The organism is Paeniglutamicibacter selenitireducens, assembly GCF_051550675.1.
In the GTDB taxonomy this organism is placed as follows: Bacteria; Actinomycetota; Actinomycetes; order Actinomycetales; family Micrococcaceae; genus Paeniglutamicibacter.
In genome coordinates this window covers 22,293-36,335 of sequence record NZ_JBPULF010000012.1, presented here as the reverse complement: position 1 = coordinate 36,335, position 14,043 = coordinate 22,293, and the positions used below count along the sequence as shown (strand labels likewise).

Sequence of the window (14,043 nt, the reverse complement as noted above, 5' to 3'; positions counted from 1 at the left end):
GTTTCCCGTGTTCCCCGGCCGGCCGCGGCTGGCCAGGTTGGGCGGCCTGAGCGGCCTGCCCGGCTATCCGGGCAGGCCCAGTTCGACCCACACGAGCCGGTGGTCGCTGCTGGGCGGGGGCCATCCCTCGATGAGGTCCGAACCGCCCTGTCCGGGGCCCGGCCAGTAGACGCCGGCGTCGTCCACCCGGAACGAGGCGGAGGGCAGCACATAGTCGACGCGCATGACCCCGGCCTCACCGCGGCCGAAGTCGGCGGTGGGCCGGCCCTCCAGGGGGTCCGCCAGCAGCGGGTTTCCCCGCAGCGCGTCGATCGAGGCCGGGTCCGAATCGCCCGCCGCGGGATCCGAGTTCAGGTCACCGAGCACCACAAATGCACTCCCCGGTGCCAGTGGCCCGCGCACTCCCGCATCGTCGTAGATGTACGCGCCGCCGTCTCCCCCGCCGATGTAGTCGTTGACGAGCCTGATCTCATCGTGGTTGCGGCGCTTGTTGCGCTCCTCCGGTCCGTCGAAGGCCGGTGGCGTGGGGTGTGCCGCTATGACGTGCACGGTCTGCGTGCCGACCTTCACCGGCACGTCCCACATGGACTTGCTGGGCAACCGCAGCACTCCCTGCACCAGGTCGTCGTAGTACCCGGCAGGCAACCGGGAGTGAGGCATGTCCTTCCACAGGAAGTGCCGGAAGGTCCGGGCGTTCGACGCGTCGATCGGGTACTTCGAGTAGAGCACCATGGCGAACTGGCCCTCGAAGTCGCCGTAGCCGAAGGCGTCGGCCGCGCCGCCCACGACCCCGTCCCCGTCCAGGTCCGCCCCGCTGGGCACACCGGTGTTGGACGGCGCCAGGTAGATGTAGGGGTAGTCGACCGGGAGCTGCCCGCGCTGGGACACCGCGAGGTAGTTCTCCCTGAACAGGCCCGCCGCGTTGCCCGCGGCATCGAAGTCGAACTCGTTGAGCAGCAGGATGTCCGGGGCGTTGCGCTGGATGACCTCGGCCACGGCCCGCGCCTGCGGGTCGTCGGTGCCGGAGAGGTCCTGCTTCAGCTGCCCCTCGCTCTCCCGGTGCAGCGAGGCGTTGAAGGTGGCGACGCGCAGGCCGCGCGCCGGGCCGTCGAGCGAATCCGGGTAGGGAACTGGCATGGCGGCTTCCTGGCTCACGGGGGTGGCTTGCGCGTGGGCGGGGGCGAGCCCGATGGCCGCCGCCGCCGCGAGTGTTGCCACGCCAAGCGCCAGCATGTTCGGGTATCGCACCATCCCACCATAGACCCCTTACCTACCTTTGGGTAGGTTCCATTCGGCCCTCCCGGTGTTTTCACGTGAAACGCCACGTCGCCCCGGCCACGCAGTGCCGCGCGGCCGGGGCGACGCACCCCCCAAGGTGTTCCTGCTATCCGCGGGCCAACGCCGCCTTGCGGTTGGCCTCGAGGACTTCCTCCATGTAGGGGGCCCGCACCGACGGGCTGATGCGGCAGTCGACGAGGAAGACGCCCCGTGCGCCCTGCGCAACCCACTCGCGCAACTCGTCGAAGTCGCCCAGCGAGCGGACCTTGGTGCTCCTGGCGCCGAGGCCGCGGGCCACTGCGGCGAAATCGACCTCGGGAATGAGCATCGGCTCCTCGTGCAGGCCGATCGAGCCGTACTGGTGCACCTCTGCCCCGTAGCCGGCGTCGTTGTAGACCACGACCACTCCGCTGCGCACCGAGCGGATGACCGATTCCAGGTCGGCGAGGGCCATGAGGAAGCCGCCGTCGCCGGAGGCAAGCACGACCGTCTCGCCGTCCTCCGCCGCGGCGCCCGCGCCGACCGCCGAGGCAAGCCCCATGCCGATGCTTTGGTAGGCGGTGCCGACGAGGTTCAGCGCCCGCGGGGCCGGGATGTCCCAGTACATGGGCCCCCAACCGATGAAGTGCCCGCCGTCCTGGACCACCACGCGCCGTTCCGGGAGGATCGAGTTCAGTGTCCGGGCCACCGAGCGCGGGTCCAGCAAGCCGTCCTGCGCGGTCTGCGCACCCTCGGCGTGGTCGTTGGTCCTTTCGAGCCGCTCGCCGACCTGTCCCAGCCAGGATCCACCGGCATCCCGCCGGCCGACCATGCCGAGCAGCCCGCCGGCCACGTCCGCGGCGTCGGCGCGGATGAAGGAATCGACGCGCGCATTGGTGGCCGTCGGCGTGACATCGACCTGGATGACCTGCGCCGATTCGTTGAAGAGGTCCCCGAACCGCATGGTGAACTGGTTCAGCCGAGCCCCGAGCACCAGGACGGCGTCCGCCTCGTGGATCAGCGACGCGGTCTCCTCGGAGGAGAAGCCGCCGGCGATCCCGAGGTCCCCGTGCCGCCCGGACAGGAGGTTGGCGGCGAGCACCGTGCTGGAACTCAGTGCGCCGAGCTTGTCGGCGAGCGCGCCGATCGCCTCGGCCGCGCCGGACAGGCGGGCACCGCGCCCGTAGAGGACCAGCGGGCGCTTGGCGGAGTCAAGCACCGCCGCGGCCCGGGCCAGCAGTTCCGGCGCGGCCGCCGGGTATCCCGGGTCCAGGGTGAAGTCGGCGAGTGAAAGATCCGGTTCCCCCGCCGCTTCGTCGGCGACGATGTCGTACGGCAGGGAGATGACCACGGGCACGCGTTCGCGCAGGGCATGGGCGACGGCAGAAAGCGTGATCGCCACCGGGTTCTGCGCGTCAACGACAAAGGTCTTGGCTCCCACGGCGTCGTTGATGGCCGTCTGGTCCACGTCCCAGGCGCGGGCACCGGTCGTCGGCTGGTCACCGGTCACCAGGATCATCGGGATCCCGGCCGCCGCAGCCTCGGCCAGCGGGGTGACGGCGTTGGTGAAGCCTGCACCGTAGGTGGTCGTGGCCACCGCGGGCTTGCCGGTGATCCGGAAGTAGGCGTCGGCCGCAGTGACTGCGGCCGATTCGTGGCGGACGGCGGTGAAGCGGAATCCGGTGCGAACCGATGCGTCGAGGAAGTGCGCGTTCCCGTTGCCCATGACCCCGAAAATCTCGGAAGTGCAGGTTAAAAGGGCGCGGGAAACCGCGGAGGAAATCGTAGGCATTTAAGTGACTTTCGAATGTAGCAAACAACTGTGGTGGCCATATTCGTCTTCGGGACAGGAACCCGGATCTCGCCCATTTTTAGAGCGACGGCAGAAACTTCAGAAGTGTTTCGCCTGACCCATTAAAGATAGTGGAAAGAATGTGTGCCAGGCAACATTTCGCGATTTTGGCCATCCGTAACGCCGGCAGGGAACTGTGGGCGCAGCACCTCCGCGGATGGGCCCCGGGTCCCGCGCGAAAAAGGGAACCGGCGCCGCCATGCCGTAACTTATTGGGATATGCCCCCAGTTCCGCACCGAACCCAAACGCCAGCCGTCGACCTTTGGGGCGCCCCCTTGCTGGGGAGCGGCACTCACGAAGAATCCGGGTTCGTTGCCGATGGGTCTCGATTCATCGACGACCCATGGCTGTTGACCACCCTCCGCTACGATTCGAGCAGCGACAGGACCTGGGACTTCGAGGTTCATTCGGAGCACGAGCTGCTTTGGTCGGGCGCGGGCAAGGTGAGCCTGGAAGCAAACCAAACACTCTGGATGGTCCCGCCCACCCTCGGAATCTGGATTCCCTCCGGCGTCCCGCACCGGGTCCACGCCGAGCCGGGTTCCGTTACCTACGCGACGTACATCAAGCCCGAAGAGCACACGCCGGAATGGAACACGGTCTCAGGCATCGGGATGCCTGCGGTGCTCAGGGAACTGATGCTCGCCAACCAGACGCAAGTGATGCCCGACGATGCGCGGCTCCTCATGCAGCGCCTCACGCTCAAGCTCATCAGCCCTGTCGTTTCAACCTCACTCAACCTCAAGATGCCGACAAGCCCGGCCATTCGGGCTCTCGCGCAGCAGATTCTCGACAACCCTGCCGACGACCGCACGACCGAGGCATGGGCCTCGGCAATGGGAATGAGTTCCAAGACCTTGACGCGGATCTTCGATCGCGAGTGCGGACTCAGCCTGACGCAATGGCGCATCATGGCAAGGGTCAGGACCGGGCTGATCGAAATATCCTCCGGCAGGGCAGTGGCCACCGTCGCAGCTCGGCTCGGCTACGCGAACCCGAGCACCTTCATCGAGGTTTTCAAGCAAGTCACCGGGCACACCCCCGCAGCCTATTTTCGCTCGATTTCGCGCGAGTCCGACGGCATCAGTCCCGTAGTCGACGAGGCCGCCCCGGACCCGCTTGTCCAATTACCGGCATAAGTTGTCCGAATAAGGGTTACCGCAAAACCCTAATTTCAAAGTTAGGATACCCTTCCCACTGCTAGCCTGATTTCATGCGTCAATTCAGACGTATTTCACCTCGAAAGATTGAAATCATGGACATTCGCAGTACCCTCGCCCGCTTGGGTGTCGCAGTCACCGGCGCCGCGCTTCTCTTCTCCCTCGCCGCGTGCAGCCCTGAATCGAAGGCTGCCCCGGTCACGGAAAGCGCCACGCGGACCATCACTGACATTGCCGGCGAGGTGGAGATCCCCACACACCCAAAGCGGGTCGTTTCGGTGGACTACTATTCCCCCGCCATGCTCGTTGACCTGGGCATCACACCCGTGGGAGTCGTGGAGGGATTCGACGATGACGATGTGGACAACCGCCCTGCACAATACCCGGCAGCACTGCGCTCCGTGCCCACCGTCGGCACCTACTACGAAATCAACATCGAGGCGGTACTCAAGCAGAAACCGGACATGATCCTGGCCGAGACACGGTTCCTTGCGGAAGGCCAGCTTGAAAGCCTGAAGAAGATCGCTCCCGTGGTCCAGCTTGATGCTGCGGGCAAGGACGCGTGGAAGGAGCGGTCCATCATGATCGCCGACTCGGTCAACAAGCTTGACGAAGGAAAGTCGCAGCGCGCAGCCTTCGAGGAGCGGGCTTCAAAGGTTGCCACAGAGTTCGCGGATGTCTTCAAGGACCGCAAGGTGGCTGTCCTTGGGTCGAACCCCGAGTTCACCGAATGGGCGACCTACCCCTCGGGCCACTTCTACGTGGTGATCTGGGACTCGATCGGGGCTTCGTTCCGCGAATACACCGACGGCGAGGCAGGCAAGATCGAAGGCGGCATCGGCAATTGGCTGCCCCTGGAACAAATGGGCAAACTGTCCAACGCCGACATCATCATTTCCCCATACAGCAACGACGATTTCCTGGCCTCCCTCAAGGGCAACGCCGTCTGGGAGAACCTTCCCGCGGTGAAGAACGGCCAGGTCTTCAAGTCCGTGCCCGCCGCAGTCACTTCCTCGTTTGTCTGGGGCATGGACAACCTGGATGACGTTGAACCGCTCCTGGTCAAGATGCGCGAAAGCATGAACAAGTAAGTCCATGGGGCAGCCTCGGAACTACTTTCGACCCCGTGTTGTGGGCACACAGTGGGTCACACCCGGAATGATCAGGATCACCCTCGGCGGCGGGGACCTGCATGACTACCCCAGCACGGGTATCGGCGACGAGTACGTCCGCGTACATTTCCCCCTTCCGGACGGGTCACTCCCGCATCCACAAATACTGGAGGACGGCGCTTGGAAGTATGCCACCGACCAGTATCCACCCGTTGCCCCGTACACCATCAGGCGTCATGACCCGGTCACCGGTGAAATCGACATCGATTTCGTCATCCACGGCCATGGAAGCGCCACCGAATGGGCTCGGTCCGCACAAGCCGGCGATGAGATTGCGATAGGGCTGCCGCGGGGACTCTATGAACCTCCCCGAAATGCCGATCGGATGGTTTTTGTCACCGACGCAACGGGGCTGCCGGCCCTGGGTCGCCTCCTGGAGCAACTGGACCCCGCATCCTCGGCCACCTGCTTGGTGGAGGTGGCCGAGGAGAGCCATCGACAGGAACTCGTTTCTCCCGCGAATCTGCACGTCCAATGGATTGCGGGGAGGGGCAACGGCATCGCCCCGTCGGCGATGACCCAGCTGCTGCGGACCATCGAGCTCCCGGAGGACTGCTATGTGTGGGTGGCCGGAGAGTCCAAGGAACTACGCTCAGCCAGGCGGTACCTGAGGCACGAACGCGGGCTCGCCCCTTCCAGGTACACGGTGATTGGCTACTGGACCGACAAGCACGAACAGTGGTTGAACAGGTACCTCGAACTCGACCCGGACACCCTGACGCGCCTGGAAGGAATCTGGGTGCAGGCACCCGATGAGGAGTCGGGGCGGGATCTCTACGAACGCGAACTAGAAGAACTGGGGCTATGAACAACGCAATTACTGTCTCCTCCCCCGGCGAGGAGGCAGCCGACCCCGCGCGCATGCGCATCGGGCTGAGGGACGACCCGGATCCGGCCGCAGATGGCCTGGTCCGTTCCAATGCAGGACGAAGCGCGGGGCTCCTTGCCTGCCTTGCCGCATTGGCCATCATTGCCATCGCCAGCCTGCTCTTTGGCTCGAAGCATGTTGACCTCTCCGTGGCCTTGAGCGCGCTGAAGTCGGGCGACGGTTCCGAAGACGCCTACATCATCAGGGAAATGCGGGTCCCCCGCGCGGCACTTGCCCTGTTGGTGGGTGCGGCACTCGGAATCTCGGGGGCATTGATCCAGGCCCTCACACGAAACCCCCTGGCAGACCCCGGCATCCTCGGAGTCAACGCGGGTGCAGGATTCGCCGTGACAATCGGGGCCGGATACTTCGGAGTCACCTCGATTTCCGGATACATCTGGTTCGCATTCGTCGGAGCCATCGCGGTGACCGTGCTGGTATACATGCTGGGCTCGGTGGGCACCGCCGGCGCCACGCCGATCCGCCTCACCCTCATCGGCGTGGCAATCGGAGCCGTGCTCGGTGGCATTTCCACGGGAATCGTCCTGCTCAACCCTGACACGTTCGACAAGATGCGCACGTGGGGTGTGGGCTCCCTTGCCGGGCGCGGGTGGGATGTGTTTGGAACAGTGTTCCCCTTCATCGCCATCGGCCTGACGTTGGCCGTGATCGCGGCCCGACCCCTCAACGCGGTGGCCATGGGCGATGACCTTGCCCGTTCACTCGGCGCCCACATCGTCCGCACACGCGTGGTTGTCATTCTTGCCGTCACGCTGCTTGCCGGTGCCGCAACGGCTGCGGCCGGGCCCATCGGGTTCGTCGGGCTCATGGTTCCGCACATCGTGCGTTGGCTGGTCGGGCCGGATCAACGCTGGATCATGCCGTACACCATGGTCTGCGCCCCCATCCTGCTCCTGCTCTCCGATGTGATCGGCCGGCTGGTGCTTCGCCCCATGGAACTTCAGGTCGGCATCGTGACCGCCTTCATCGGCGCACCGGTACTTATCGTCCTCGTCCGTAGCAGAAAGGCCAGCGGACTGTGATCCCGGCACCACCCCTCCCCGCATCCTCTCCGGGCATCGTTCAAAATGCCGCGGGCCCCACCAGCCACCTCGATTTCGGACGTCGCACCCTGGTGGTGCGCAACGGCTTCGCGCAATTGCGCTTCGATGCCAGAACCGCGATCCTTACCCTGGCCCTGGCTGCGATGGCATTGCTGGTGTTCTGCCTTTCCCTTGCGTTCGGGGACATCGACATAGATTTCGGCCGCCTTCTCTCCATGCCGTTCGGCGGAGGAGATCCCCTCGACCGGATGGTGGTGATCGAGTGGAGGCTTCCCCGTGCGTTGCTTGCCCTGGTCCTTGGCGCGGCACTGGGCCTCTCGGGCGCCGTATTCCAGTCACTGACCCGCAACCCCCTGGGCTCCCCCGACATCATTGGTTTCTCGACGGGTTCCTACACCGGCGCGCTGCTGGTCATCCTGGTTTTCGGGGGCGGTTACTACGCTCTCGCCGCGGGATCGCTTGTCGGAGGAATCGTCACAGCGGCGGCAGTCTACCTGCTGTCGTGGAAGCGTGGGGTGCAAGGATTCCGCCTGATCATCGTAGGCATTGCCATCTCGTCGATGCTTGCCGCCGTCAACACCTGGCTCATTCTCCGGGCATCGCTGGATGATGCACTCATTGCCGCGGTTTGGGGGGCCGGTTCCCTCAACGGCCTGGGACTGGACAAGCTGTGGCCCGTTCTCAGCATCGCTGCGGTCCTGGTTCCGCTTGTGCTGATCCAGGCACCGGACCTGAGGCACATGGAATTGGGAGACGACACCGCCAAGGCCCTGGGTGTTCCCGAGAACCGAGCCCGTTTGGTCATGGTGATCCTGGGTGTCGCACTGACGGCCCTGGTGACGGCGGCTGCCGGTCCCATTGCCTTTGTCTCGCTGGTCGCCCCGCAGCTTGCCCGGCGGCTGACCCGGTCGGCGGGCGTGTCACTCCTTCCGTCGGCGGCGGCAGGGGCACTTCTCCTGGCCACCGCCGACTTTGCTGCACAACGGCTTTTCTCCCCCACGGTCCTACCCGTCGGCGTCCTCACCGTCTCCATCGGAGGCATTTACTTCGTCTGGCTACTCGTCCGCGAGTCCCGAAAGAACTAGGTTTCAATTCCCATGACTGCGATTCAGCACAGTACATCCCCGTCAGGTACCCCCGGCAACCGGCTGCGAGCGGAAGGAATATCCCTAGGGTACGAGGGGCGCGAAATTTCCAAGGACCTCAGCGTCGAGATTCCCGACGGTTCCTTCACCGTCATCGTCGGGCCCAACGCCTGCGGAAAATCGACATTGTTGCGCGGTCTTTCGCGTTTGCTGGCGCCAAGTTCCGGGCAGGTTGTGCTCGACGGAAAGGCCATTGAGTCCTACAAAGCCAAGGAGGTTGCCCGCCGCCTCGGGTTGCTTCCCCAATCGTCGTTGGCTCCGGACGGGATAACCGTTGCCGAGCTCGTTTCACGGGGGCGGTACCCGCATCAAAAGCTGTTGCGCCAGTGGAGCGCGGCCGATGAGGAAGCCGTGGTAACGGCGCTTGAACGGACGAACACTTCCTCACTCGCGAGGCGTCTTGTCGACGAGCTATCAGGTGGGCAGCGCCAACGCGTCTGGGCCGCCATGGTGTTGGCGCAGGAAACGCCGCTCCTCCTCCTGGACGAGCCGACCACATTCCTTGACATCGCCCACCAGATCGAACTCCTGGACCTTTTTGAAGACCTCAACACAGGCGGCCGCACGTTGGTGGCCGTGCTGCACGACCTGAACCATGCCGCTCGCTACGCGACACATATCATCGCCATGAGGGACGGGGGGATCGTCGCCCAAGGTGCGCCGCGAGAGATCATCACCGAGGATCTGGTCCGGGAAACCTTCGGCCTGCACAGCGTGGTCATCCCGGACCCCGTGTTCGGCACCCCCATGGTTGTACCCCTCGGAAGGAAGGCAGCCACCGCGAAGGCTCCTGTTTCCTGAATTCGCCCCAGTTCGCCCTGGGAACGGGAAGCGCTGGGCGTGCATGGGTTCGCCGGATCAGGGCCGCGCACTTCCTGCAGTCATGGACTGCAGGAAGTGCCGAGGGGTGCGAATCAGTGCGCTTCCTCGTGCTGGTGTGAGTGTTGGTGCTCGTCCTGTTCGAAGTGCCCGATATGCCCGTCGGTCCAGTACCCAACTGCAATGTGGCTGCGGCGCCCCAGCCCGACCCCCGCGCGCAAGTGCCGACGGATCCGACGGCTCGCGGCCGCCTCGCAGGCCACCCAGGCATAATCGAGTTCGGGCGGTGCGGCCCAGGCCTCGACGGCCTCCGGCAGTGCGCTAATAGACCGTCCAAGGCCGGTGCCGACGAGCCAGTCGATGGTGAGCTCCGCAGCGGAATCGAACACCTGCCGGTCGTCATCGGTCGGCACCTCGACGATTGCGTGCGCAATGGTCCCGGGCTCCAAGCCCTCGATGATCCGCCCGAGCCCCGGCAGCCCCGTCGCGTCGGCCACGAGCAGCAACCGCCGCTGGTTGGCCGGCGGTGCGTAGTAGGCCCGGGGTTCGGCCGTCGCAAATACCCCGAGCACATGACCGGGTTCCGCGCGGACGGCCCATTCGGACGCGACGCCTCCTTTGTGAACCACGAAGTCGATGTCGATGGCGGCTCCGCGATCGTGCACGCGGCGCACCGTGTAGTGCCGCCATGGCGGCTCATCCGTGGCGGTGCCCGTTCCGTAGTCGTCGCGGTTGAAGTAGTCGACGTCGGTTTCCGTCTCCCCGGCCCTCGGGAATGCGAGGTCGATCTTGTCGTCCCCGATTCCGTGGGTCGGCCAGCGCCAGTCGCCCAGGATCTCCAGGCGAATGCGGATCATGTGGGGGGTCAGGTATTCGGCGCGGGTCACGCGGGCGGGTTCGCAGAACTGCATTCCTCCACGCTAGCAACGCCGGTTGTTGCCAGACGGTCAGCCAATGCTTCCATGCGGCCATTCCCGGCGGTGGGTTCCCCGAACGCCGACGGATCAATTCGGGCAGCCGGCGCGACAGGCTTTCTCCCGCACAGGGGTGTGCAGTGGGCCTACGGCCGCCTTGCTTCAAGGCCGCAGCTGCCGCGCTTCGCCCGTGCCGCGGCCGGGTCGTCGCAACAACAGAAAACCCCCGCTCGCAAGGAGAACGGGGGTCGGTCTGTGCGCCCTGCGGGGGTCGAACCCGCGACCAATGGATTAAAAGTCCAGTGCTCTACCAGCTGAGCTAAAGGCGCATGGCACTAGGCCAACACCTATGTTAGCCGATTTTCCCGCGGGGTCCTGACAACCTTGCTAAATTCATGAAGTGTTTGAATACATAAGAATTGCCGTTGTCGTCCTTGCAATGGTGCTTGCGGCGACGGCCCTGCTGGCCCGCGCCGGGATCGGGCTCGGGGCGCTTCCCCTGGTGGCGATCCTCCGCGCCGGCGTCCAGCTGGCGGCCGTCACGTTGCTGCTGCGCGGGGTCGAATCCGTTCCCTGGACCGCCGCGCTCTTCGTCGCCCTCATGCTTTCGACGGCGTCCTTCACCACCGCGCGCCGTGCCTCGGCGCTGCCCCTCGGGGCACGGGCAGCGGTCGCGGGAACGGCAGCCGGCGCGTTGCCGACCCTCGCCATCGTGGTGGGAACCGGGCTGGTCGACGTGGGCGCGCAAGCGGTCATCGCCGTTTCAGGCATCGTCATCGGTGGATGCATGACAGTCTCCACCATGTCGTTGCGCCACTACCTGGTGAACGTGCGCGCCCAACGCGGCGAGGTCGAGGGTTGGCTCGCACTCGGTGCCCGGCCCCGGGAATCCACCCGTTCGGCGCGGCGCCTGGCGGTGCGCGAGTCCCTGATCCCGAACCTCGACCAAACCAAGTCAACGGGACTTGTCACGCTGCCCGGGGCATTCGTCGGCGCACTCTTCGGCGGAGCCTCCGCATTCGAGGCTGCGCAGTTCCAGCTGGTGGTCCTTGCCGGCCTGGCGCTGGGCGGGACTGTGACCGCCTTGGTCGCCACACACATCGCCGCGGGCTCCCCGCGCCTCCCGCTCGATGGGCAAGCACCCAGCTGAACAGAGTATCCTCGAGGCCATGAAGGGCCACCCAGCAACGACACCACCGGCAACCACGTTCCGCCACCACAAACCCAAGCCATTCGCCCCCATGGATTTCGATCCCTTCGAGGGCGGTGCGGATCCCGCCAGGATCTCCGAGGCCGCACACCTGAGTGCGCAGGCGCTGGTTCGCGCCGGCAAGCTCAACGCGGATCCCCGGGTTCGCGAGCGGCTGGTGACCCTCGCTGAGGACGAGGGCCTGGAGATCGTTGCCGAGCTCTGGTCCAAGACACCCGCGCATTCGCTGCCCGGCGCCCTCTGGCGGCTCTACGCAATTCGCGCCGCAACACTGGACAATGCGGAAGCCATGGCTTCCTTCTTTGCAGCGGGCGCCCCGAAGGCCGAGGTGGCCAGAGCCGTAGCCGGCGCCGCGGAACCCCCGGGGGCGGAGGAATTGCGCGAAATGACCAGCTCCATCCTGACCGGCGCCTTCGAGGGCGACTTCGACGTCGCACTGGAACGCACCGCGGCCTACTGCAGGGTCGTTGCCCTGGGGCAGGCCGAACACGCCGACGCCGCAGAGCTTGCACACGAGTCCCGCGCCGCGGTCATGACGCGCAGGGCCCACTCGCTGCTCAAGACCGCCGAGGACCTCGAGGCGTGTGCCGAGTTGTGGCGTCGCGGGGAACTCGACTGAGACCTCCTTCACGCTGAGCGCGTATCGACCCGTCCCGTGTTGACAGCGGGGCTCCGGTGCGAGAAAAATTGGTGTGTGGTGCCGGACCGCGGCAGCCCCGGGCTCCAACTTTCAGCCGCTACGAGCGGCCTTCCGCCGAGAGGCGCTCCCGGTTCGGCACCACACGACTTCACCCTCCCGGCTCCGGGATCCACGCGTCCCGCCTCCGCATCGCCGGGAAGCCCCGCATGTTAACCTTTGACCCGTAAACTGGGCACGACCTGTTTCCATACATTCGCACCCGGTGGTACTTCGTGAAGTTTAGATTTTTCCCTTCGGACACGCGCGGCCTCGAGCTCCTGCGCGAGCTGGCCACCGAGGTCCACCAGTGCGTCGGCATCCTCTCCGAAATGCTGGGATCCGACGAGGACCGCCAGGAGCACCTTGATGCGCTGAGTGCCTCCGAGGTGACGACCACGGACCTGCACTACGCGGTGCTCACACACCTTCGAACCAGCTACGTGAACCCGTTGCCGCGCGAGGACATCTACACCTTTTCGCGTTTGCTGCACGAGGCCGTCGAACAGCTCAGCGGGGCCGGCGACCTCATCGCCCACCTGGGAAACCGGCAGCTGTCCAACCGGGCGGCGGAGCAGCTGGAACTCATCGGCCGCCAGGCGGAGCTCACCACCGAGGCACTGGGCAAGCTGCAGCGCATGGACGACCTCGAGGACCTGTGGCTCGAACTGGTCAGGATATCCAAGCGCGCCCACCGCACGCACCGAACCTGGATCGGGGAAATCGGTGAATTGAGCAAGGCCGGCACCATCATCCGGCACCGTTCGGTGGCCGAACAGTTCCTTGCCTCTGCGCAGTCGCTGCGGGCCGTCGCCGACCACCTGGGACGCGTCCTGGTCAAGGAGTCCTGAGCCAGGCGATGAGCGGCCAATCCCTCATGATGTTCCTGGTCCTTGCCTGCACCTGCGGCTTCGCGTTCCTCAACGGGTTCCGCGACGCCTCGAACTCCGTCGCGGCGGCGGTGCGCACCAGGGCATTGACCCCCACCTACGCGGTACTTGTCGCGGCGTTCTTCACCTTCGTCGGCACCATGCTCTCCACGAGCTTCGGCGTCTACCTGGTTTCCGCCGTCGAACTCAATGTCCCGGACGGCACCCCCGGCCTGGGGTTGCTGCTTTCCGCGCTGCTGGCGGCCGGCGCGTGGGGAATCCTGTGCTGGTGGCGGGGCCTGCCGATTTCCTCGACCCACGCGCTGATCTCCGCGCTGGCCGGGGCCAGCGGCGCCTCGGCGATCCTGGGCAACGACGGGGTGCACGATGCATTGCGCATGATTCTTGGCGCCGTCCTGATCCCGCTGGTCCTCACGCCGCTGGTGGCCTACGCGTTTTCCTACCTGCTGGTGGTTCCGGCCACCTGGCTGGTGCGGCATTCGAGCGCAGCGGACGTCAACGGGGTCTCGCGGGCCAGCCAGGCCGTGGCAGCCTGCGCGGTGGCGCTCGGACACGGCATCCAGGACGGGCAGCGGACCGGCGCCATGCTCACGCTCGCCCTGGTGACGGCGCATGCGGCCGAGCCCGGCTCGATCATGCTCGGCGTGCAGCTGCTTGGCGCCACGTTCCTGTCCGCGGGCGTGTTGTTCGGCGGATGGCGCATCGCCCACACCATCGCCTACCGGCTGGTCAGCCTCGACCCGCTGCGGGGGATGATTGCCCAGTCGGTGTCCGCGACCATGCTGTTCCTCGGTGCCATGGTGTTCCACCTGCCGCTGTCCACCACGCAGGCCGTCACCAGCTCCATCGTGGGCGCCGGCGCCAACCAGCGCTTCGAGTCGGTGATCTGGCGGCACGTGAACCGGGTGCTGAGGCACTGGGTGGCGACCCCGGTGGTCTGCGCGGCGCTCGGCGGGGTGCTGTTCCTGGCCATGTACCCGCTGCTGGGCTGACGCTGTGGTCTTTCCAGGGCCAC

General features: G+C 65.9%; 13 protein-coding genes and 1 tRNA gene. 10 read left to right on the top strand and 4 right to left on the bottom strand.

Annotation, left to right across the window (positions count from 1 at the left end):
- Positions 1 to 63: 63 nt before the first annotated feature.
- Entirely contained in the window at positions 64 to 1,251 is a 1,188-nt protein-coding gene (locus ACSYDW_RS17225) for an endonuclease/exonuclease/phosphatase family protein (RefSeq protein ID WP_438339962.1), read from the bottom strand.
- Positions 1,252 to 1,384: 133 nt separating this feature from the next.
- Positions 1,385 to 3,049: a thiamine pyrophosphate-binding protein gene (locus ACSYDW_RS17220; protein WP_438339961.1), complete on the bottom strand. Its 1,665-nt coding sequence runs from the start codon at positions 3,047 to 3,049 to the stop codon at positions 1,385 to 1,387.
- A gap of 411 nt (positions 3,050 to 3,460) precedes the next feature.
- Here ACSYDW_RS17220 and ACSYDW_RS17215 point away from each other — a divergent pair, with 411 nt between their 5' ends.
- From ACSYDW_RS17215 to ACSYDW_RS17190, 6 genes are all read left to right on the top strand, one after another.
- A complete protein-coding gene (locus ACSYDW_RS17215) occupies positions 3,461 to 4,249 on the top strand; it encodes an AraC family transcriptional regulator (RefSeq protein ID WP_438339960.1) in 789 nt (262 codons plus the stop codon).
- A 116-nt stretch (positions 4,250 to 4,365) separates the two neighbouring features.
- Entirely contained in the window at positions 4,366 to 5,361 is a 996-nt protein-coding gene (locus ACSYDW_RS17210; protein WP_438339959.1) for an ABC transporter substrate-binding protein, read from the top strand.
- Between the two features lie 4 nt (positions 5,362 to 5,365).
- Complete coding sequence (locus ACSYDW_RS17205; RefSeq protein ID WP_438339958.1) at positions 5,366 to 6,250, top strand: siderophore-interacting protein; 885 nt, start codon at positions 5,366 to 5,368, stop codon at positions 6,248 to 6,250.
- Complete coding sequence (locus ACSYDW_RS17200) at positions 6,247 to 7,353, top strand: iron chelate uptake ABC transporter family permease subunit (RefSeq protein ID WP_438339957.1); 1,107 nt, start codon at positions 6,247 to 6,249, stop codon at positions 7,351 to 7,353. The genes ACSYDW_RS17205 and ACSYDW_RS17200 overlap by 4 nt, the downstream gene beginning before the upstream one ends.
- Positions 7,350 to 8,459 carry a FecCD family ABC transporter permease gene (locus ACSYDW_RS17195; protein ID WP_438339956.1) on the top strand — a complete coding sequence of 370 codons (1,110 nt, stop codon included), beginning with the start codon at positions 7,350 to 7,352 and terminating at the stop codon, positions 8,457 to 8,459. Before ACSYDW_RS17200 ends, ACSYDW_RS17195 begins: the two co-directional genes overlap by 4 nt.
- A 12-nt stretch (positions 8,460 to 8,471) precedes the next feature.
- Positions 8,472 to 9,320, top strand: a complete 849-nt coding sequence (locus tag ACSYDW_RS17190) for an ABC transporter ATP-binding protein (RefSeq protein ID WP_438339955.1) — start codon at positions 8,472 to 8,474, stop codon at positions 9,318 to 9,320.
- Between the two features lie 113 nt (positions 9,321 to 9,433).
- On the opposite strand, the gene ACSYDW_RS17185 is transcribed toward ACSYDW_RS17190, so the two are convergent.
- The gene (locus tag ACSYDW_RS17185; protein ID WP_438339954.1) at positions 9,434 to 10,249 is read right to left on the bottom strand and encodes a siderophore-interacting protein; all 816 of its coding nucleotides are present in this window, start codon (positions 10,247 to 10,249) and stop codon (positions 9,434 to 9,436) included.
- 259 nt (positions 10,250 to 10,508) lie between these two features.
- Positions 10,509 to 10,581: transfer RNA gene (locus tag ACSYDW_RS17180), tRNA-Lys, on the bottom strand.
- Positions 10,582 to 10,652: 71 nt separating this feature from the next.
- Between ACSYDW_RS17180 and ACSYDW_RS17175 the strand changes: the two genes are divergently transcribed.
- The 4 genes from ACSYDW_RS17175 (at position 10,653) to ACSYDW_RS17160 (ending at position 14,020) form a co-directional block, all read left to right on the top strand.
- Entirely contained in the window at positions 10,653 to 11,402 is a 750-nt protein-coding gene (locus ACSYDW_RS17175) for an ABC transporter permease (RefSeq protein ID WP_438339953.1), read from the top strand.
- Positions 11,403 to 11,421: 19 nt separating this feature from the next.
- Positions 11,422 to 12,081 carry a hypothetical protein gene (locus tag ACSYDW_RS17170; protein ID WP_438339952.1) on the top strand — a complete coding sequence of 220 codons (660 nt, stop codon included), beginning with the start codon at positions 11,422 to 11,424 and terminating at the stop codon, positions 12,079 to 12,081.
- A gap of 293 nt (positions 12,082 to 12,374) precedes the next feature.
- Positions 12,375 to 12,989: a hypothetical protein gene (locus ACSYDW_RS17165; RefSeq protein WP_438339951.1), complete on the top strand. Its 615-nt coding sequence runs from the start codon at positions 12,375 to 12,377 to the stop codon at positions 12,987 to 12,989.
- 8 nt (positions 12,990 to 12,997) lie between these two features.
- Positions 12,998 to 14,020 carry an inorganic phosphate transporter gene (locus ACSYDW_RS17160; protein WP_438339950.1) on the top strand — a complete coding sequence of 341 codons (1,023 nt, stop codon included), beginning with the start codon at positions 12,998 to 13,000 and terminating at the stop codon, positions 14,018 to 14,020.
- Positions 14,021 to 14,043 lie beyond the last annotated feature (23 nt).

What these genes read in the sequence shown, in the direction of transcription:
- ACSYDW_RS17225 (WP_438339962.1), bottom strand. Translation starts at nt 1,251, where the DNA reads ATGGTGCGATACCCGAACATGCTGGCGCTTGGCGTGGCAACACTCGCG.
- ACSYDW_RS17220 (WP_438339961.1), bottom strand. Translation starts at nt 3,049, where the DNA reads ATGCCTACGATTTCCTCCGCGGTTTCCCGCGCCCTTTTAACCTGCACT.
- ACSYDW_RS17210 (WP_438339959.1), top strand. Translation starts at nt 4,366, where the DNA reads ATGGACATTCGCAGTACCCTCGCCCGCTTGGGTGTCGCAGTCACCGGC.
- ACSYDW_RS17205 (WP_438339958.1), top strand. Translation starts at nt 5,366, where the DNA reads ATGGGGCAGCCTCGGAACTACTTTCGACCCCGTGTTGTGGGCACACAG.
- ACSYDW_RS17200 (WP_438339957.1), top strand. Translation starts at nt 6,247, where the DNA reads ATGAACAACGCAATTACTGTCTCCTCCCCCGGCGAGGAGGCAGCCGAC.
- ACSYDW_RS17190 (WP_438339955.1), top strand. Translation starts at nt 8,472, where the DNA reads ATGACTGCGATTCAGCACAGTACATCCCCGTCAGGTACCCCCGGCAAC.
- ACSYDW_RS17185 (WP_438339954.1), bottom strand. Translation starts at nt 10,249, where the DNA reads ATGCAGTTCTGCGAACCCGCCCGCGTGACCCGCGCCGAATACCTGACC.
- ACSYDW_RS17170 (WP_438339952.1), top strand. Translation starts at nt 11,422, where the DNA reads ATGAAGGGCCACCCAGCAACGACACCACCGGCAACCACGTTCCGCCAC.
- ACSYDW_RS17160 (WP_438339950.1), top strand. Translation starts at nt 12,998, where the DNA reads ATGAGCGGCCAATCCCTCATGATGTTCCTGGTCCTTGCCTGCACCTGC.